The organism is Spongiactinospora sp. TRM90649, from assembly GCF_029382225.1.
Lineage (GTDB): Bacteria > Actinomycetota > Actinomycetes > Streptosporangiales > Streptosporangiaceae > Spongiactinospora.
In genome coordinates this window covers 14,981-32,477 of sequence record NZ_JARLTC010000058.1, presented here as the reverse complement: position 1 = coordinate 32,477, position 17,497 = coordinate 14,981, and the positions used below count along the sequence as shown (strand labels likewise).

General features: G+C 72.2%; 14 protein-coding genes and 1 tRNA gene. 9 read left to right on the top strand and 6 right to left on the bottom strand.

Features of this window, described 5'->3' with window-relative positions; all coding sequences use genetic code 11:
- Positions 1 to 130: 130 nt before the first annotated feature.
- The 3 genes from hpaE (at position 131) to P3X83_RS41930 (ending at position 5,308) form a co-directional block, all read left to right on the top strand.
- Positions 131 to 1,597, top strand: a complete 1,467-nt coding sequence (gene hpaE, locus P3X83_RS41940; RefSeq protein ID WP_277311021.1) for a 5-carboxymethyl-2-hydroxymuconate semialdehyde dehydrogenase — start codon at positions 131 to 133, stop codon at positions 1,595 to 1,597.
- A gap of 360 nt (positions 1,598 to 1,957) precedes the next feature.
- Positions 1,958 to 2,704 carry a hypothetical protein gene (locus tag P3X83_RS41935; protein ID WP_277311020.1) on the top strand — a complete coding sequence of 249 codons (747 nt, stop codon included), beginning with the start codon at positions 1,958 to 1,960 and terminating at the stop codon, positions 2,702 to 2,704.
- A 60-nt stretch (positions 2,705 to 2,764) separates the two neighbouring features.
- Positions 2,765 to 5,308: a tetratricopeptide repeat protein gene (locus P3X83_RS41930; protein ID WP_277311019.1), complete on the top strand. Its 2,544-nt coding sequence runs from the start codon at positions 2,765 to 2,767 to the stop codon at positions 5,306 to 5,308.
- Between the two features lie 3 nt (positions 5,309 to 5,311).
- Here P3X83_RS41930 and selB read toward each other — a convergent pair whose 3' ends face one another.
- Positions 5,312 to 7,048, bottom strand: a complete 1,737-nt coding sequence (selB, locus tag P3X83_RS41925; protein WP_277311018.1) for a selenocysteine-specific translation elongation factor — start codon at positions 7,046 to 7,048, stop codon at positions 5,312 to 5,314.
- Positions 7,049 to 7,076: 28 nt separating this feature from the next.
- Positions 7,077 to 7,172 (bottom strand) — tRNA-Sec (locus P3X83_RS41920).
- 157 nt (positions 7,173 to 7,329) lie between these two features.
- On the opposite strand from P3X83_RS41920, the gene P3X83_RS41915 reads away from it, so the two are divergent.
- Complete coding sequence (locus P3X83_RS41915) at positions 7,330 to 8,139, top strand: alpha/beta hydrolase (protein ID WP_277311017.1); 810 nt, start codon at positions 7,330 to 7,332, stop codon at positions 8,137 to 8,139.
- Positions 8,140 to 8,247: 108 nt separating this feature from the next.
- Here P3X83_RS41915 and P3X83_RS41910 read toward each other — a convergent pair whose 3' ends face one another.
- Positions 8,248 to 8,520 (bottom strand): WGxxGxxG family protein, encoded by a 273-nt coding sequence (locus tag P3X83_RS41910; protein ID WP_277311016.1) that lies wholly within the window; start codon positions 8,518 to 8,520, stop codon positions 8,248 to 8,250.
- 365 nt (positions 8,521 to 8,885) lie between these two features.
- Here P3X83_RS41910 and P3X83_RS41905 point away from each other — a divergent pair, with 365 nt between their 5' ends.
- Complete coding sequence (locus P3X83_RS41905; protein WP_277311015.1) at positions 8,886 to 9,257, top strand: hypothetical protein; 372 nt, start codon at positions 8,886 to 8,888, stop codon at positions 9,255 to 9,257.
- A gap of 195 nt (positions 9,258 to 9,452) precedes the next feature.
- On the opposite strand, the gene P3X83_RS41900 is transcribed toward P3X83_RS41905, so the two are convergent.
- Genes P3X83_RS41900 through P3X83_RS41890 form a run of 3 tightly spaced genes read right to left on the bottom strand, consistent with a single transcriptional unit; the run spans position 9,453 to position 13,302 of the window.
- Positions 9,453 to 10,772: an AAA domain-containing protein gene (locus tag P3X83_RS41900; protein WP_277311014.1), complete on the bottom strand. Its 1,320-nt coding sequence runs from the start codon at positions 10,770 to 10,772 to the stop codon at positions 9,453 to 9,455.
- Complete coding sequence (locus P3X83_RS41895) at positions 10,769 to 12,211, bottom strand: hypothetical protein (protein ID WP_277311013.1); 1,443 nt, start codon at positions 12,209 to 12,211, stop codon at positions 10,769 to 10,771. Before P3X83_RS41895 ends, P3X83_RS41900 begins: the two co-directional genes overlap by 4 nt.
- A complete protein-coding gene (locus tag P3X83_RS41890; RefSeq protein ID WP_277311012.1) occupies positions 12,208 to 13,302 on the bottom strand; it encodes a hypothetical protein in 1,095 nt (364 codons plus the stop codon). Before P3X83_RS41890 ends, P3X83_RS41895 begins: the two co-directional genes overlap by 4 nt.
- Before the next feature lie 217 nt (positions 13,303 to 13,519).
- Here P3X83_RS41890 and P3X83_RS41885 point away from each other — a divergent pair, with 217 nt between their 5' ends.
- The 4 genes from P3X83_RS41885 to P3X83_RS41870 all read left to right on the top strand — a co-directional run bounded on the left by P3X83_RS41885 (position 13,520) and on the right by P3X83_RS41870 (position 17,486).
- Positions 13,520 to 14,851, top strand: coding sequence for a serine/threonine-protein kinase (locus P3X83_RS41885; RefSeq protein WP_277311011.1), 1,332 nt, complete (start codon positions 13,520 to 13,522; stop codon positions 14,849 to 14,851).
- Positions 14,852 to 15,028: 177 nt separating this feature from the next.
- Complete coding sequence (locus tag P3X83_RS41880; protein ID WP_277311010.1) at positions 15,029 to 15,499, top strand: hypothetical protein; 471 nt, start codon at positions 15,029 to 15,031, stop codon at positions 15,497 to 15,499.
- Positions 15,433 to 16,665, top strand: a complete 1,233-nt coding sequence (locus P3X83_RS41875) for a Tm-1-like ATP-binding domain-containing protein (protein WP_277311009.1) — start codon at positions 15,433 to 15,435, stop codon at positions 16,663 to 16,665. Before P3X83_RS41880 ends, P3X83_RS41875 begins: the two co-directional genes overlap by 67 nt.
- Complete coding sequence (locus P3X83_RS41870; protein WP_277311008.1) at positions 16,662 to 17,486, top strand: phosphoenolpyruvate hydrolase family protein; 825 nt, start codon at positions 16,662 to 16,664, stop codon at positions 17,484 to 17,486. Before P3X83_RS41875 ends, P3X83_RS41870 begins: the two co-directional genes overlap by 4 nt.
- Positions 17,487 to 17,497: the final 11 nt, after the last annotated feature.

The window sequence follows — 17,497 nt, the reverse complement described above, 5'->3', positions numbered from 1 at the left end:
CGGCCAAATGGGTGCTGGAACAACGCGGCCTGATCGCCTCCGGCCACGTCCGCCCACCCCTGATCACCCCAACCGACACGGGCGTCCGCCGGATCGAGGAGCTGCTGGCGCAGAGCAAGGAGATCGTCGGATGAAGCTGGAGCACTACATCGACGGGGCCCATGTGCCCAGCGCCTCCGGCGCCACCTTCCACGCCCTTGAGCCGGCCACCAACAACGTGTCGCTGACCGTGGCGTCCGGCGGGGCCGCCGACATCGACGCGGCCGTGCGGGCGGCCCGCAAGGCGTTCACCGACGGCCCGTGGCCCCGGCTCACCGGCGAGCAGCGCGCGGTGATCCTGCGCGGCATCGCCGCCGCCATCGAGTCGCGCGACGACATGATCGCCGAGATCGAGTGCGCCGACACCGGCCTGCCCATCACCCAGGCCAGGGGCCAGGCGCACCGCGCCGCGCAGAACTTCCGCTTCTTCGCCGACGTGATCACCACGCTCAACGAGGACGTCTTCCGGGTCGGGGAGGCGCAGCTCAACTACGTCGTCCGCAAGCCGATCGGCGTGGCCGGGCTGATCACCCCCTGGAACACCCCCTTCATGCTGGAGACCTGGAAGCTCGCCCCCGCCCTCGCGGCGGGCTGCCCCGTGGTCCTCAAGCCCGCCGAGTGGTCCCCCGCGTCGGCGAGCGTGCTGCCGGAGATCATGGAGGAGGGCGGACTGCCCACCGGGGTGTTCAACCTGGTGCACGGCATCGGCGAGGAGGCGGGCGCGGCCCTGGTGGCGCACCCCGACGTGCCGGTCATCTCCTTCACCGGAGAGACCACGACCGGGCAGACCATCATGCGCTCGGCGAGCGACCACCTGAAGACCCTGTCCATGGAACTGGGCGGTAAGTCGCCCATGCTGGTCTTCGACGACGCCGACCTGGACCGCGCCCTGGACGCCGCCGTGTTCGGCGTGTTCTCCCTGAACGGCGAGCGCTGCACGGCCAGCTCCCGCGTGCTGGTGCAGGACACCGTCTACGACGACTTCGTCGCCCGTCTTGCCGAACGCGCCTCCCGGGTGCGCGTCGGCGCCCCGAGCGACCCCACGACCGAGCTGGGCGCGCTGATCCACCCCGAGCACTACGAGCGGGTCATGGACTACGTCCGGATCGGCTCCGCCGAGGGCGCACGTCTCGTCGCCGGCGGCTCCCGCCCCGACCACCTGCCCGAGGGCAACTTCCTCTCGGCCACCGTGTTCGCCGACGTCACCCCGAGCATGCGGATCTTCCAGGAGGAGATCTTCGGCCCGGTCGTGTCCGTCACCCCGTTCACCACCGAGGCCGAGGCCGTGGAACTGGCCAACGACACGAGGTACGGCCTCGCCGCCTACCTGTGGACCAACGACCTGCGCCGCGCCCACCGTCTGGCCCAGTCGATCGAGGCGGGGATGCTCTGGGTGAACTCCCAGAACGTCCGCGACCTCCGCACCCCCTTCGGCGGCGTCAAGGCCAGCGGCGTCGGCCGCGAGGGCGGCCGGCACAGCATCGAGATGTTCACCGAACCCCACATCGTCCACGTCGCCACCGAGGACCTCCCCATCCCCCGCTTCGGCATCGCCTGACCCTTCGCCCTCGCTCTCCGGAGCGGGGGCCCGGTCGTTCACCGGGCCCCGTGGAGATCGCCAGGCCATAGAGTCCGCTTCCGGCCGCCACGGTCACAGCTAGGCTCCGACCTTGTTCCCGATCTGTGGCCGGTCCTGCCGGATCAGTCATCATTTGGACCATGAAGCGTGGAAGGCCGTGGCTACTGGCCTGCCTTGGTTTGACGACGGTCACCGCCGCGGTGATCATCACAGGGCTGCTACCGGATTTGAAGGCGGGGGACGTCGATCCGGTGGGGTCCGGGACCACCTGCTGAGCCTGCTCGTTCCAGCCACGATCGCGTTACGCGCACGCACCCCTGGGAATCGAGCCTCTCCACCATGGAAGCGTCGAGACTGCTGTTCGGGGCGGCCATTCCGGCGACGGTCGTCCTGCTACTGGCATGGAGAGGGTGGCGTGCGCGCCGACCTAGCCCCAGGCAGATCGACCTGAGTCAGCTTCACACCTCCGTCGTCCGTGGCATCCCTGCGCTCGGTATGGCGGTCGGATCGGTCGTCGGGACCGTCATCGGAACCATTCTCGGCCTTCCCCTGTTGGCGATGAGTTCCGAAGAGCTCAAAGGCCCGTACGGTTTCGCCCTCACAATCGGGTTCTGCGTGTCGTTCGCCCTCGTGCTCGGCCCCATCGTCGAACTACAGGCGTCGAACACGGCCAGCACCGGGGATCCGCACAGCATCATACGCGCCAATCTCGCCTTTGTCCCCATATGCATTTTCACCTTCGCCGCGACCTTCGCCGCCGGGTTCGACGTAGGCTTTGTGAGCAAAGCCCTCTCCCTGGGAGCGCTGGACGCGTTACCGCTCGGACTCGCACTGGGGCTCGTATTGGGCTGCGGCTTCGGCTTCAGCCTCGGTCTCACCGCGGTGCTGTACCTGGCCATGCTCTGCTGCACCCGAAAATGGAACAAGATATGGCTGCCATGGCGCCTGGGCCGGTTCTTGCACTGGGCCTACGACACCGGGCTGCTCCGCATCGCCGGCATTTCCTATCAATTCCGCCATAAGGAGTTGCAGGAATATCTGGCCATGCACCCCGCCGGCAATATAGGCTACGGTCCCCGATTTTGATGATCTTGCCGATAAAGGCGGTGTTTCGATATGGCACCTGACCCGCGTAAAGCGCGGAACGTGCCGGAGTTCGTCGCCGCGATGCGGCAGCTCCGGGCCTGGTCCGGGCTGACCTATCGGCAGGTCAGCCGGCAGGCGGCGGCGGCCGGGCGGTCGCTGCCGCACAACACGCTGGCGGCGGCGCTCGGCCGTGACGGCCTGCCCCGGGAGGAGCTGCTGTCCGACTTCGCGCATGCCTGCGGGCTCGGCGAGGGGGAGGTCGCCGAGTGGGTCGAGGTCCGGCGGCTGCTCGCGATGTCGTCCGTGGAACCCCCCGACGAGGTGGTCACCGCGACGCCCAGGCATCTGCCGAGGCGATTGAACGACTTCACCGGCCGCGCGGCCGAGATCGTCCGGCTGGTGAAGACGGCGGACGCGGGCGTGGTGCTGATCGACGCGATCGACGGCATGGCCGGGGTCGGCAAGACGGCCCTGGCCGTCCACGCGGCCCACGAGCTGGCCGGGCGTTACCCGGACGGCCAGCTCTACGTGAACCTGCACGCGCACACCCCCGGCAGGGCGCCGCTGGAGGCGGCCGACGCCCTGGCGACGCTGCTGCGGACGGCGGGGGTCGGCGCAGAGAGCATCCCGCCCACGGTGGAGGAGGCCGCCGCGCTGTGGCGGGGCGTCCTGGCCGAGCGCCGGATGGTCGTCGTGCTGGACGACGCCGCCGACGGCGCCCAGGTCCGGCCGCTGCTGCCGGGCACCTCCGGGTGCCGGGTGATGATCACCAGCAGGCGGCGCCTGACCGACCTGGACGACGTCACCGTGATCTCCCTGGCCGTGCTGACCCCCGCCGAGTCGGTCAGCCTGCTGACGCACATCATCGGCGCGGATCGCGCGGCGGCCGAGCCGGAGGCGCTGGCCGAGGTGGGCGCGTTGTGCGGGCACCTGCCGCTGGCCCTGCGCATCGCCGGAGCCCGGCTGCTGCACCGCCCGGCCTGGACGATCGCGCACCTGGCCGACCGATTACGCGACCAGCGGGGCCGGTTGCGCGAACTGCGGATCGGCGACCGAGGGGTGGAGGCGGCCTTCACTCTGTCGTACGAACAGCTCCCCGGCGACCAGCGGCGGATGTTCCGGCTGCTCGGGCTGGTCCCGGGCGACGACATCGACGTCTTCGCCGCCGCCGCGCTGACCGGCCTGTCCCCCGCCCAGGCGGAGGACCTGCTGGAGGCGCTGGTGGACGGGCATCTGGTGCAGCAGCCCGCCGCCGGCCGTTTCGTCCTGCACGACCTGCTGCGCCGGCATGCCCGCGGCCTGTGCGCGGAGACGGACGACGACTCCGACGGGCGGCGGGCCCTGGATCGCCTCAGCGACTACTACAGGCACGCGACGGCCGCCGCCGCCGAGCACATCACGCCTCCCGGCGAACGACCCGCCCTGCCCCCGCTCGACGCGGCGCTGCCGGATCTGCGTGACCCGGAACGGGCGGTGGCCTGGCTGGAGGCCGAGTACGCCAACCTGGTCGCCATCGCCGTCCACGCTGTCGCCCATGGCAGGCCCCGCCACGCCGTGGACCTGTCGGCGCTGCTGTGGCGGCACATGGACTGGTACGGCCACCAGCGGGCCAAGCTGACCCTGCACACCTCCGCCCTGCGCGCCGCCGAACAACTGGAAGACACGTCCGCGCAGGCCAACGCCCACATCGTGCTGGGCTGGGCGCACTGGGACATGGGCAGCCTGGACCAGGGCATCGCGCACGCCGACCGGGCCCTCGCCCTGGCACGCGAGATCCAGGACCTGACCTGCCAGGTGCGCGCGCTGAACCTCCGGGCCGTCTGCGCCGGGCACACCCGCCATCCCCGCGCACTGGACGACCTGCGCCGTGCGCTGGCCCTCGCTCGCGCGACCGACGACGCCACGCGCGAGGGCGCCGTGCTGCACAACATGGGGCTGGTCTGTCAGGAGGCGGGCCTGCTGGACCGGGCGATGGTCCACTTCGGCGAGGCGTGGTCGCTGGGGCGGCGGATCGGCCATGTCAGCACGCAGGCGTACGTGCTGAGCAACATCGGCGAGGTGTACCTGATGCGCGGCCATATCGCGCGGGCTCGGGCGTGCTGCGAGCGGGCCCTGGAACTCAACCGGCAGAGCACCGACCGGGCGCTGGAGACGACCATCCTGAACTGCCTCGCGGTGATGCACCGGGCGATGGGAGACCTGCCGGGGGCGCTGAGCCATTCGGAGCGGGCGCTGGCCGCGGCCGAGGGCATCGGCGGCAAGGACTACGTGCTGTCCCTGATCGACCATGGGCTGACCGGTCAGTTGCTGGGCCGTCGGCGGGAGGCGGGTCGGCAGTACGCCCAGGCGATGCACCTGTCCCGGATCTTCAAGTATCCCAAGGGCGAGGGGATCGCGTCCAACGCGCTCGGGGAGCTGTGCCTGCTGGCCGGCGCGCCCGCGCGGGCCGTCGATCATCACCGGCGCGCGCTCACGCGGCTCCGGGTTAACCCGTACGAACGGGCCCGCGCGCTGACCGGAATCGCCCGCGCTCTGGAGGCCACCGGACGGCGAAGGGCCGCCCGGCGGTACGCGGGCCGCGCCGAGCGCCTGCTGAGCCCGTGAGCGTCACGGCGGCGGGTCGGCGACGCGGAGGCGGTCGTCCAGGCGGCGGGTGAGGCCGAGCCGGTCGAGGTGTTCCAGGAGGGGGATGACGACTCGGCGGGTGGTGTCGAGTGCGGTGCGGGCGTCGGCGGCGGTGAAGGGGCGGCCCAAGGCGGCCAGCAGGCGGGCGGCGGCGGTGTCGGCGCCCGCGAGCAGGACCACGCCGTCGGCGAGGCGCACCAGGAGTCCGGCCCGCGCGGCGAGCGCCACCGCCCGCGTGGTGAGTCCCAGCTCGGCCAGCCGTGCCGCGCCGGGGGCCTGGTACGGCGCGGCGGCCAGTTCGGGGCGCAGCCGTTCGACGGCCGCCAGCACCGAGTCGGGCAGGCCGGTGCCCGCGTCGACGCGCCCGTCGGCCACGCTCAGCGGCGGGCGGGCGGCGACCAGTGCCTCCACCAGCTCACGGGACGGCAGGCCGAGCGCGGTGCGGGCCGCGTCCACCGGGATGCCCGGCTGACCGGCGACCAGCTCCCCCAGCCGCTCCGACAGCTCGGCCCAGCGCGCCGGGTCCACGAGCCACTCACCGGCCCCTGACGCCTCCGCGGCGTCCGGGTCGCAGCCCATCGCGGCCAGCTCGGCCCGCCGTACGACGCCGCGCCAGCGCAGGACCGTCTCGGCTTCTGGCACCCGGTCACCCGTTCCGGCGGTGAACGGGGCCAGTTGCGCGGCCCGGGCCCCGGCGGCGCCCGCGCGGCGCAGGGCCGGAGGGCGCACGTCGAGCACGCGCACCCCCGCGATCGGACGGCCAGAGGTGCGCAGCAGCGCCCGGTCGCCGACGCGGAGCGGGAGGGGACGGCCGAGCGTCAGGCGCGCCGTACCGGGGCCGAGCGGGCGGACCCGCGCGGGCACCGAGGCCGAGCCGATGTGCAGCACCGACTCGCGCGGCGGGCGGTCACCAACGTCGGACCGGGCGTCGAGCCGGACGTCGGCGACCTCGGTCTCCAGCCAGGAATCGGGGGTGAGGAGGGTCATGCCCCTGGTGGTGCGGGCACGCTCGACGCCGCGCAGATTGACCGCGACCCGCGCGGTCGCCGTCACCTCGCCGACCGGCTCGCCCAGCGCCTGCAGCGCCTTGACCCTGACCCGCTCCCCCGCGAGCAGCAGTGGGTCGCCGACCCGCAGGGTGCCTGCCGTCAGCGTGCCGGTCACCACGGTTCCCGCGCCCTTGACGGTGAACGCCCGGTCGATCCACAGGCGCACCGGGGCGCGCGGGTCGGGCGTGGGCAGCCCGGCGGTCAGCCGTAGCAACGCCCGCCGCAGCTCGCCGAGCCCGTCGCCGGTGGCCCCGCTCACCGTGACGGCAGGCCATCCCACGCGCTCCCCCGCCTCCTCCAGCGCGGGGCCGGGGTCCATCAGGTCGCAGCGCGTCACCGCCAGCAGCCCGTGCTCGACGCCGAGCGCCCGGACCGCCTCCCAGTGTTCCTGCGACTGCGCCTGCCACCCCTGGTCGGCCGCCACCACGAACAGCACGGCGGGCACCGGGCCCAGCCCGGCCAGCATGTTGGTGACGAACCTGGCATGGCCTGGCACGTCCACGAACGCGACCTGGCCGCCGCCGTCGAGGGTGGTCCACGCGAAGCCGAGGTCGATGGTCATGCCCCGGCGGCGCTCTTCGTCCCACCGGTCGGGTTCGATGCCGGTGAGCGCGCGCACGAGGGTGGACTTGCCGTGGTCGACGTGCCCGGCGGTCGCGATCACGTGCATGTCGTACCGCCTCCCGAGGGGCCCCGCCTGGCGGAGGCGGACGGGAATCGAACCCGCCGGCGACGCCGAGCGCCGCCCCATGGTTTTGAAGACCAGGAGGACCACCAGGTACCCGCACGCCTCCTCGCTCACCATAGCGCGCCGCCGTCGCCCGTCTCGACCAGCGCGAATCGGCGTTTCCAGTCGGCGTTTCCAGCGGAGCGATGAGTTCGCCCCACCTCGTGAGTCATAGGGGGTAGACCGCCGACGCGGCCGGTCGGACTGGAAAGGACCCATCTGACATGACCACGACCCGTACGCTCGACGTCCCGGGCGCGCGCATCAGTTACCAGGTTCGCGGCTCGGGGCCGCTGCTGCTGGTGATGGGGGCGCCGATGAACGCGGCGGCGTTCGCACCGCTCGCGGACGCGCTCGCCGCCGACCACACCGTGGTGACCCACGATCCCCGTGGGATCGCCGGCAGCACCCTGGAGGACCCGGAGCAGGACTCCACCCCCGAGCTGCGGGCCGGCGACGCGGCGGCCCTGATCGAGGCCATGGACGCCGGACCGGCGGACGTGTTCGGCAGCAGCGGCGGCGCGGTGACCGGGCTGGCGCTGGTGGCGCGGCGCCCGGAGCTGGTGCGGACGCTCGTCGCACACGAGCCCCCGGTGCTCGAACTGCTGCCCGACGCCGCCGAACGGCGGGCGGCGGTCGAGGACATCATCGCGACCTTCCACCGGGACGGCGTGGAGGCCGCGTGGTGGAAGTTCATGGTCACGTCCGGCTTCGACATGTCCGGTGACGAGAACCCCGGGCCGCCGCCCGGCGAGACCACCGAGCAGGACCTCGCCGACAGCGCCCGGTTCTTCGCGCACGAGCTGCGAGGCACCGCTCTGTACGTGCCCGAGGTGCCCGCGCTGGTGAGCGCGTCCAGCAGGGTCGTCGTGGGGATCGGCGTGGAGTCGGGCGGCCTGGTCACCTACCAGACCAGCGCGGCGCTGGCCGAACTGCTCGGCGAACCGCCGGTGGAGTTCCCCGGCGACCACGGCGGGTTCATCGGCCACCCGGCGGAGTTCGCGGACACCCTGCGCAAGGTGTTGAAAAGCTAGCGGGCCACGAGCGCCGGGGCCAGCGCGTGGCCCCGGCGTTGGTCGCTCATCGGCGTTGGTCGGTCGTGGGGCGCCCCGCGCGGGCGGGGCGCCCCCAGACCATGGACGTCACGGACGGTCGTGCCGGATGTCCCCGGCGCCCACATGGTCGCGGCCGTACGACTTCGTCTGCTTCCGCAGGCCCGCGAGCCCGACGAGGCCGATGAGTCCGAGAAGACCCCACAGGCCGGCGTTGCCGCCGCCGTCGTCGGTCGTGCCGGGCTGCGGCGCGGGCGTGACCTGGGTGGACGAGACCGAAGCCGCAGGGGCGTCGGCGATCGCCGCGGTCGGGGCGAGCCCGAGGCCGACTATCAGCCCCAGGCCGGCGAGAGTTCTACGCATTTTCCCCCCCGATTCGACGGGCCCTCCTCGGAGCCCTGTTCGGCGGCCCGGCCATGCCCGGCCGCGATGGTGCCTACGGACTCTCGCCTACCGTTGTCGTCTCGTCCCAAACCTCATTGAGTGTCGGTAAGATCCCGTTTTGTACCGGCTCTTGACCCGTGGTTTTCCTCGGAAAGGCGCGGTGAATTTCGCTCACTTTCTGTAATCAATCGAACACAACTCCCCATCGACACGGTGAGTAAGGGTGTGGATACTCATCGTGTAAACACCGCGTCCCCCTCCCGACGCAGGAATCACGGGAAGCACATGCGTGTTCGTGCTGCCCGCGTCCCGATCTGGAGGGGGCCGAAAAAGGGAGACAGTAAGTGAAGCTCAGTCGCACCACGCGCGTCGCCCTCGCCGTCGCCGCCGTCGGCATGGTCTCGGCCGCACCGGCGAGCGCCCTCGCCGCCACGACCGGCCAGGCGGCCCCCGCCGCCCCGGTGGTGGCCAGCGCGCTCCCGCCCGGGTACCAGATCGTCACCCTGCCCAACGCGAACGTCCCGAACTTCCAGCGCCGCACGGTCTTCTGCCCCGGCGCCAAGAGGGTGCTCGGCGGCGGCGCCGAGGCCCAGGGCAACGACGCGATCCTCGTCGGTTCCTTCCCCACCCCCGACGGACGTGGCTGGATCGGCCTCGGCCGCCAGAACTCCCACCCCGACGTGGGCATCAGCGTCTACGCGATCTGCGCGGACTGACCCGGGTCCGCGGGGCTGACCCCGCGGTCACGCCGTCACACTGAACCAACCCCGGCCGGCCCCGGCGCACCCGCCGGGCCCGGCCGGGCCCCGTCTGTCGGACGGCCGTAGCCGTCGCGGCGGGCGCGGCCGGAGTCCGGCTCCGGCCCATTGAGTTGGACGTCCGCTCCTGGCCCTCGCACGCGCTCGCGGCGGTCAGCCGGTGACGCGGTGCTCCGCCAGGTGGTCGAGGACGGCCTGGTTGGCCGCCCAGCCGTCGGGGAACTTGACCGGCACGTTGAGGCGCGTCCTCGGGCTGGACGGATGGTCGTCCAGCAGTTCGGCGATCCCGGCGCGGGCCACCACGACGCACGCGTGCCGGTGCCGCGAGGTCAGCACGCACAGCCGTCCGGACTCCAGGTGGAACGCCGTGGCGTCGCGCCGCCCCGACAGCGGGTGCCATACCACGGTGACGTCGTACTCCCGGCCTTGCAGGCGGTTGGCGGTGTCGACCGTCACGCCGTCGGGGACGCCCGCCCTGCGGACGGCGGCGACCTGGTCGTTGTGCGCGCAGCCGATCGCGATCCGGGTGGCGTCCACCTCGTGCTCGCCGTGCTCGTCGTGCGCGACGGCGCCGCGTTCCAGGAACCCCCTGGCCACGGCCGCGCACGCGGCGGCCACCTCAGGGTCGGTGCGGACGGTGTGACGCGCGGGCAGTTCGCGCAGCGCCCAGCCGTACGACGCCGCCTCCTCCACGGTCCGGTCGCCCACCCCGCCGGAACCGCCCTTCGTCAGCGTCAGGCGGCGCCGCTCCGGGCCGGTGCCCGACACGAAGCCCCCGTTGGGATAGAACGCCTGGGCCACCAGCGGCGCGGCGCTCGCGGGCAGACGCCACGACACCGGCAGCCGGTGCACCTTCAGGTCGTTGAGCCGCTGGGTGACCGCCACCGCGCTCTGCATGGGATCCCACGCCAGGCCCGTCCAGCGCTCGCTCTCGACCACCGAGAACGGGTCGAGCTGCCCCGGATCGCCGACGAACAGCGCGTGCCCGGCCGCGAACAGCGGCGCGACGGCGAGCAGCTTGTCGGACCGCATCTGATACGCCTCGTCGACGATCGCCCATTCCCAGGCGCGTTCGGCGACATAGGCCCACTTGTCGGCCGTGGCGACCACCACCTGGCAGCCCTCGACCTGGTCGATCTTGTTGTGCGCGGTGACGCCCGCGTGCCGCAGCACCCGCTCGGGCGGCTCGAACCCGTCGGCGTGCAGCCGTCCCACGCTCAGGCCGGGCGACTTGGTCGCCAGCTTGTCGACCAGGTCGTCCACCTGCTCGTTGGTCTGCGCGACGATCATCAGCCGCTCGCCAGCCGAGGCCAGCTCCATGGTGGTGGCGACGACCAGCGTGGTCTTGCCCGCGCCGGGCGGGGAGTCCACGACCAGGCCCCGGTGCGACCCACCGGTGTAGTCGGACAGGATCGCCGCCGTCGCGGCCCCGGCCGCCTCGGCCGGGCCCTCCAGCGCCAGGCGTTCGGTCACGACCACTCCTCCTCGGCGTCGTGGTCTGTCGGGACGTACTCCTCAGGGGGGCCGCCGTGGGTCCACGGGGTCTCCTCCAGGGGAGGCAGCGGCGGACGGCGGCCCCCCTCCGGATCGAGGTCGGCGTAACAGACGGTCTCCCCCAGCACCGGGATCTCCCCCTGTTTGATACCGCTGTTGAGCTGGACCACCACGATGTCGTCCTCGATCGACACCACGTGCGCCTTCTGCTTGGGACGCGACGGCGAGAGCACCTTCCGCCCCGGCGCCAGACGCAGCGGATCGTCGGTCTTGACGGTGACCAGCGGGCGCGCCACCGCGCGCTTCCCGCCAGGCGGGATGATCTTGCGGTCGGCGTCCACGGCGACCACCTCCCCGGCGAAGGCCACCCCTTCGGCCCGGTGCCCGGCCATCACCAGCGGGTCGTCGAACGCCCGGTTCGCCTCGTAGGTCTGCTGGGCGCCCTCCATCGCGGCCAACCGGCGCGCCGCGGTCACCGCGGTGTCCCATCGGCCCTGGGACAGGCCGCCCTCGGCGACCCTCGCGCTCTCCCTGGCCAGCGACGCGCGGTCGCGTTCCCAGCGCACTGTCGCGCTGGCCGCCTCGGGCAGCCCCCGCAGCAGCTCCACGCCCCGCCACATCAGGTCCCACGTGGGGCGGAGCAGGTCGTCGAGGGCGGCGTGGACCTGCTCGCGGGACGCGGAGACGTCGTAGGCGGCGATCGCCGGCTGCAGCACCCGGCGGTCGAAGTCGGGGTCGGTGTCTGGACCGGCGGACGGCGTGCGCAGCCGGTCCTCGGCGACGGCGGCGGCCTCGGCGCCGGTCATGCCGTCCGGCGGGTCGATCCAGCCGAGCAGCGCGGCGGGCTCGGCGTCCTCGGCGTCGCTCTGCCCGGTGACCCAGTGGTCGCCCAGCACGGCCGTCATCGGCAGCAGCATCGCCGACCCGGTCAGCTCGGCGCGCCCGCACAGGAAGGTCAGCCAGCGGCCGAGCACCGGGACGGCGGGATCGACCGCGTAGGGGCCGTGGGTGCGGCGGAACCGGGTGGAACGGCCGAGCATGCGGGTGAACGCGATGCCGGCGGGCGTGGGCAGGAGGATCTGCGGGGCGTCGAGGCACCGGTCGTAAGGGGTCCTGGCCTCGACCTCCTCGGTCGCCGCCGCGAACCCCTCGATGTAGGGGACCATGATCGACGCCAGCTCGGCGGCGAAGGCGAACCGCAGGTCGCGGTCGCGCGGCTGCGGCACCACCAGCAGGTGCGGGTCGGCCGGGTCGCAGCCGACCATCGCCCCGAGCGGGGCGGCGGCCTCGCCCGCCATCCGCACCGGCACGAACACCATCGGCGAGCGTGCCAGGTGGAAGTGGCGGACGGTGGCCGCGGGCTGGGCGCGTCCCGCGGTCAGCGCGCGCGCCTTCAGGTAGGAGCGGAGCAGGCTCATGCGAGCGCCTCGTCGTAGATCGTGTGGATGTAGCGCAGCCGGGCGGCCACCTCGGACTGCTCCTCCGTGGGCAGCAGGCTGCCGTCGGCGAGGCCGATCACGTCGGCCGTCGCCTCGATGCCGCCCAGGCCGTCGCGGACATCGCGGCCCAGCGCGGCGAGTGAGCCCCGGTCGTGGGCCTCGGCCCGGCAGAACGCGGCCAGCTCGCAGGCCCGCAGGCACTCGGGGGCGTAGCGGGCGGAGATGGTGGAGACGGCCTGGGCCAGTTCCTCCCGGGGGCGGGTGGGCACGCCGTCCACGATTCCCGGGTCGAGGGTCAGGCCGGGCGGCAGGGTGGCGAGGACGTCGTCAAGGCGGGTCAGCCGCCGTAGCTGGCGTTCCAGGATGGCGAGCTGCTGCCGGACGTCCACGAGGGTCGCCGTGGGGAAGTTGGTGAAGTCCTTCGGGCAGACCAGCACCACATCGTGGGCGATCTGACCGGCGTCGAGCCCGAGCGCGGTGAACAGCGACCGCATGGCGTGGACGTAGACGGCGGCCTCGCGGGACGCGGCGGACAGCTTGGCGGTGTCGGCCTGGCCGTCGATCACCGCGAACGCCTTCACGGCCACGACGTGGAACCGGCCGCGGGCCTGGAAGGCGATCACGTCGGGTTCCAGGTAGACGTCGTGGCCCGTCATGGCGAGCTTCAGGACCGGGCGGTCCAGCAGGGTGGCGGCGGACGCGTCCAGCGCGGTCCGGCGCAGCAGGTCGGCGGTACGGCGGTGCCGCTCGGCACGGTCGTCGCCCTCGACGGTCAGGCACTCGGCGTCGGCGGACGGCAGGCCGAGCACCTCGCTCAGCAGGCGCAGCAGGTGCGCGCCGCCGTCCTGGTTGACGATGCTCCGGAACTGCTCGATACGGACCAGCGCGAACGGCGAAAGCCCGAACCGCGCGGGATGGCCGAGGCCCCTGACCACCGCGCCCTTGTCGATCCCGGCGGCGTCGGTCACGGCCCGGCGCTCGCAGCCGGGGTTGGCGGCGAGGGCGGCGATCGTGCGGGCGTTGTGGTCGATGGGAGGCACCGGCCCGCGCAGCTCATCGAGCCGGCTCACGCGCGCTCCGCGCGCGGGCTCCGCCGTACCGTCGTCACCTGTCGTGCCATCAGCCCCGCCCATGCTCATGTTCCCGCAGCTTAGCCACAGCGCCGACAATCACCTGAGAATCACGGGTTCTCGGGTGGACGGCCGGGGCCGCGAGCGGCCGTTTCGGAAGGGTCACCGCGTCGCCGAATGCCGAATCCGCGATACGGCGTCCCCGTATCATGCCAGCGTGTCCTACGCGCCGGCTCCCAAGATGCCGCTTTCCCCCACCAGGCAGGTGTTCAGCGTCATCTGGGCGCTCGTCCCGCTCTTCACGCTCGGATTCGCGACGGTCGCCGTCATCGGATCCGCGGCGATCCGCACCTCCCGGCGCGGGCAGTGGCTGGCCACCGCCGTTTATCTGGCCCTCTTCGTGATCGCCGTGATCCTCATCCCCGGCCCGGACGAACCGGCGAACACCGCGAGCGAGACCATCGCGATGACGATCTGGTTCGCGGGGCTGCTGTTCGGCGGCACCGTGCACGCGTTCATCATCCGCGCCGACGTCTTCCGTCCCCGGCGCCCCCAGATGTACGCCCCGATGCCCTACCCGCCGCCGCCCGGCCACCCCATGACCGGCTACCCGCCGCCGCCCCCGGGCTACCCCATGCCGGGATACCCGGCGATGGGTCCGACGGGACCGCCGGGGCCGACCGGGCCGACGGCCCCGCCCGTCTCCTACCCGACCCATCCGCCCGCCTACGGCACCCCGAGCACCGCGCCGTCCCGGATCCCCTCCAACGCGCCCCGGCACGGCACGATCGGCGACTACTCGCTCGACCACAAGATCGGCGAGGGCGGCCAGGGCCAGGTCTACGTCGGCACGGCCCGCGACGGCCGCCGGGTGGCCGTCAAGGTCCTGCACGACCGCTTCCGCACGGGTTCCAAAGAACGCGACGACTTCATGCGCGAGGTCACGGCGGCACAGCGCGTCCCGCAATTCTCCACCGCCCGGATAATCGATATCGGCCTGGTCGGCGACACCGCCTTCATCGTCAGCGAGTACGTTTCCGGCCCCTCCCTGCAACAACTCATCCGGGAAAAAGGCCCACTCGACGGCGACGGCCTGACCAGAATCGCCATCGCCACCTCCGCGGCCCTCAACGCCATTCACAGCGCGGGCGTCATTCACCGCGACTTCAAACCGGCGAATGTCCTCATCGGATCCGACGGCCCACGGGTCATCGATTTCGGCATCGCCAAGGCATTGGACCAGGTCACCATGACCGTGGGCGGCCCGAAAGGAACTCCGCCCTACATGTCGCCCGAACAGATCAACGGCGAACAGGTCGGCCCCGAGACCGACATCTTCAGCTGGGCCGCCACCATGTACTTCGGCGCCACCGGCGAACTCGCCTTCGCGGGCACCACGGCCATGCAGATCTTCCACTCGGTGCTCAGCCGCACTCCGGATCTCCACGTCTTTCCGCCCCACCTGCGCACCCCGCTGACGGCCTGCTTCGACAAGAACCCCCGCAGCCGCCCCACCGCCGCCCAGCTCATGGTGGCCATCACCAGCTAAACGGTTCTTCGGCATTCACAAATGGGTAGAAATCCTTTACGCATGGGCGAAAGATAATTAATCTTGCACCAACGTGATCGCCTACCGCTACTGCCCCCTGTGGAGCCGCGCGCCCTCTTGACTCCTCCCCTCCCTGAAGGAAGCGGATTCCTGACTCACCCCAGCCCCACGACGACCATGGACGGGGAATTCTCGGGCATCGACCCCGGCGCCATGACCCGGTTCGAACAGGGCCTGGCCAAAGCCGAAGAAGCCATCGGCCGCAACGAACCCGCGATCCGCCGCACCCTCCAGCGTTTCGACCTGGAAGCCTCCGGCCTGAATTCGCTGCGAGAGTTACAGAACTGGATCGCCGAAACCCGCCCGGACCTCCGCCGTCGCCGCGACACCATCCAGTCCGAGCAATCCGAGTGGGGTGCCACCCCTGACGCCGCCGCCGTCGCCGCCTTCGACGAATCCCTCTACAGCCGCGCCGTTCGGGTCGGCTCCCGCCGGATCGTACATCCTGTTTCGGAGGTCCGCCATCGTTCCCCTTGGAGGCGGGTATGGCGATCACATGACGCCGAGGAGGGGTGCCGGTCATGGCCGTGCTGTTGCTGGGGACCTTTGACACCAAGGGTGAGGAGTACACGCTCGTCCGGGATCTGATCGCCGAAGGCGGGCAGGAGGTCATCCTGCTGGACACGGGTGTCCTGGGCACGCCGTCCCTGGAGGTGGACGTCACGGCCGAGACCGTCGCCGGGGCCGGGGGCGGTGACCTCGCCGAGCTGCGGCGGACGCGGGATCGGGGAGCCGCGCTGCGGGTGATGGCCGCCGGGGCGAGTGCGGTGGCGTTGGAGTTGCAGGCGGGCGGACGGCTCAGCGGGGTGCTGGCGCTGGGCGGCAGTGGCGGTTCGGCCATCGCCGCCGCCGTGATGCGCGGCCTGCCGGTCGGCCTGCCCAAGCTGCTGGTCTCGACGATGGCGAGCGGCGACGTTTCCGCCTATGTCGGTGAGAGCGACGTGACGCTGATGTACAGCGTCGTGGACATCGCCGGGATCAACTCCATCTCCCGGCAGATCCTGGGCAACGCCGCCGCCGCGATGGGCGCGATGGCCGCCGCCTACGAGGCGCGCGGCGAGGCCGCCGAGGTGAGCGATCGGCCGTTGGTGGCGGCCACGATGTTCGGGGTCACCACGCCCGCCGTCGAGACGGCTCGCGCGCGGCTGGAGCGGCACGGTTACGAGGTGCTGGTCTTCCACGCCACAGGTTCGGGCGGGCGGGCCATGGAGGCGCTGGCGGCCAGCGGCTACTTCGCCGGGGTGCTCGACCTTACGACGACCGAGCTGGCGGACGAGCTGGTCGGCGGGGTGCTGTCGGCCGGGCCCGAGCGGCTCACCGCCGCTGGGCGCGCCGGGATCCCGCAGGTGGTCGGCCTCGGCGCGCTGGACATGGTCAACTTCGGCCCGATGGACACCGTCCCCGAGCGGTTCCGCGACCGTCGGTTGCTGGTGCACAACGAGGCGGTCACGCTGATGCGCACCACCCCCGCCGAGAACGCCGAGCTCGGCGCGCTGCTCGGCGGCAAGCTCGCCGCCGCGACCGGCCCCGTCGCCCTGTACGTCTCACGCGGCGGCGTGTCGGCCGTCGATGTGGAGGGCGGCCCGTTCTGGGATCCGCCGGCCGACGCGGCCCTGTTCGAGGCGGTACGGCAAGCCGTGGCCGACACGTCCGTAGAGCTGGTGGAGAGCGATGACGACATCAACGCCGCCGCCTTCGCCACCGCCGCCGCCGACCACCTGCACCGGCTGATCCAGGAGGAGAAGGCATCGTGAATCGCGACACGGCGCTGGCCAGGTTCCGCGCCCGGCTGGAGTCCGGGCGGCTCATCATCGGCGCGGGCGCGGGCACCGGCCTGTCGGCCAAGGCCGCCGAGCAGGGCGGGGCCGACCTGCTGATCATCTACAACTCGGGCCGGTTCCGGATGGCGGGGCGGGGCTCACTCGCCGGGCTCATGCCGTACGGCGACGCCAACGCCATCGTGCTGGAGATGGCCTCGGAGGTGCTCCCCGTCGTCAGGGACACCCCCGTGCTGGCCGGGGTCTGCGGCACCGACCCCTTCCGCCTGATGCCGAGGTTCCTGGACGAGCTGACCGCGACCGGTTTCACCGGCGTGCAGAACTTCCCGACCGTCGGCCTGATCGACGGCGTGTTCCGCGCCAACCTGGAAGAGACCGGGATGGGCTACGGCCTGGAAGTCGAGATGATCCGCCAGGCCGCCGACCGGGGCCTGCTGACCGCCCCCTACGTCTTCGACGCCGACCAGGCCACGGCGATGACGCGGGCCGGGGCCGACATCCTGGTCCCGCACATGGGCCTGACCACCAAGGGCACCATCGGCGCGAAGACCGCGATCACGCTGGAGGAGGCCGCGCGCCGGGTACAGGAGATGCGAGATGCTGCAGTCTCGGTCAATCCAGACGTGATCGTGCTGTGCCACGGTGGCCCGATCGCCGAACCGCAGGACGTGCGGTTCATCCAGCGGCACACTGAGGGAGTCGCGGGGTTCTTCGGGGCCTCGTCGATGGAACGACTGCCCACCGAGCGCGCCATCGCCGAGCAGGTCCGCGCGTTCGCCGAGGTCTCCGACCGGTGAAGGAGCATGTG

Bases quoted from the DNA above. Each gene is read 5' to 3' on its own strand.
- hpaE (WP_277311021.1), top strand. From the start codon at position 131: ATGAAGCTGGAGCACTACATCGACGGGGCCCATGTGCCCAGCGCCTCC.
- P3X83_RS41935 (WP_277311020.1), top strand. From the start codon at position 1,958: ATGGAAGCGTCGAGACTGCTGTTCGGGGCGGCCATTCCGGCGACGGTC.
- selB (WP_277311018.1), bottom strand. From the start codon at position 7,048: ATGCACGTGATCGCGACCGCCGGGCACGTCGACCACGGCAAGTCCACC.
- P3X83_RS41915 (WP_277311017.1), top strand. From the start codon at position 7,330: ATGACCACGACCCGTACGCTCGACGTCCCGGGCGCGCGCATCAGTTAC.
- P3X83_RS41910 (WP_277311016.1), bottom strand. From the start codon at position 8,520: ATGCGTAGAACTCTCGCCGGCCTGGGGCTGATAGTCGGCCTCGGGCTC.
- P3X83_RS41895 (WP_277311013.1), bottom strand. From the start codon at position 12,211: ATGAGCCTGCTCCGCTCCTACCTGAAGGCGCGCGCGCTGACCGCGGGA.
- P3X83_RS41880 (WP_277311010.1), top strand. From the start codon at position 15,029: ATGGACGGGGAATTCTCGGGCATCGACCCCGGCGCCATGACCCGGTTC.
- P3X83_RS41875 (WP_277311009.1), top strand. From the start codon at position 15,433: ATGGCCGTGCTGTTGCTGGGGACCTTTGACACCAAGGGTGAGGAGTAC.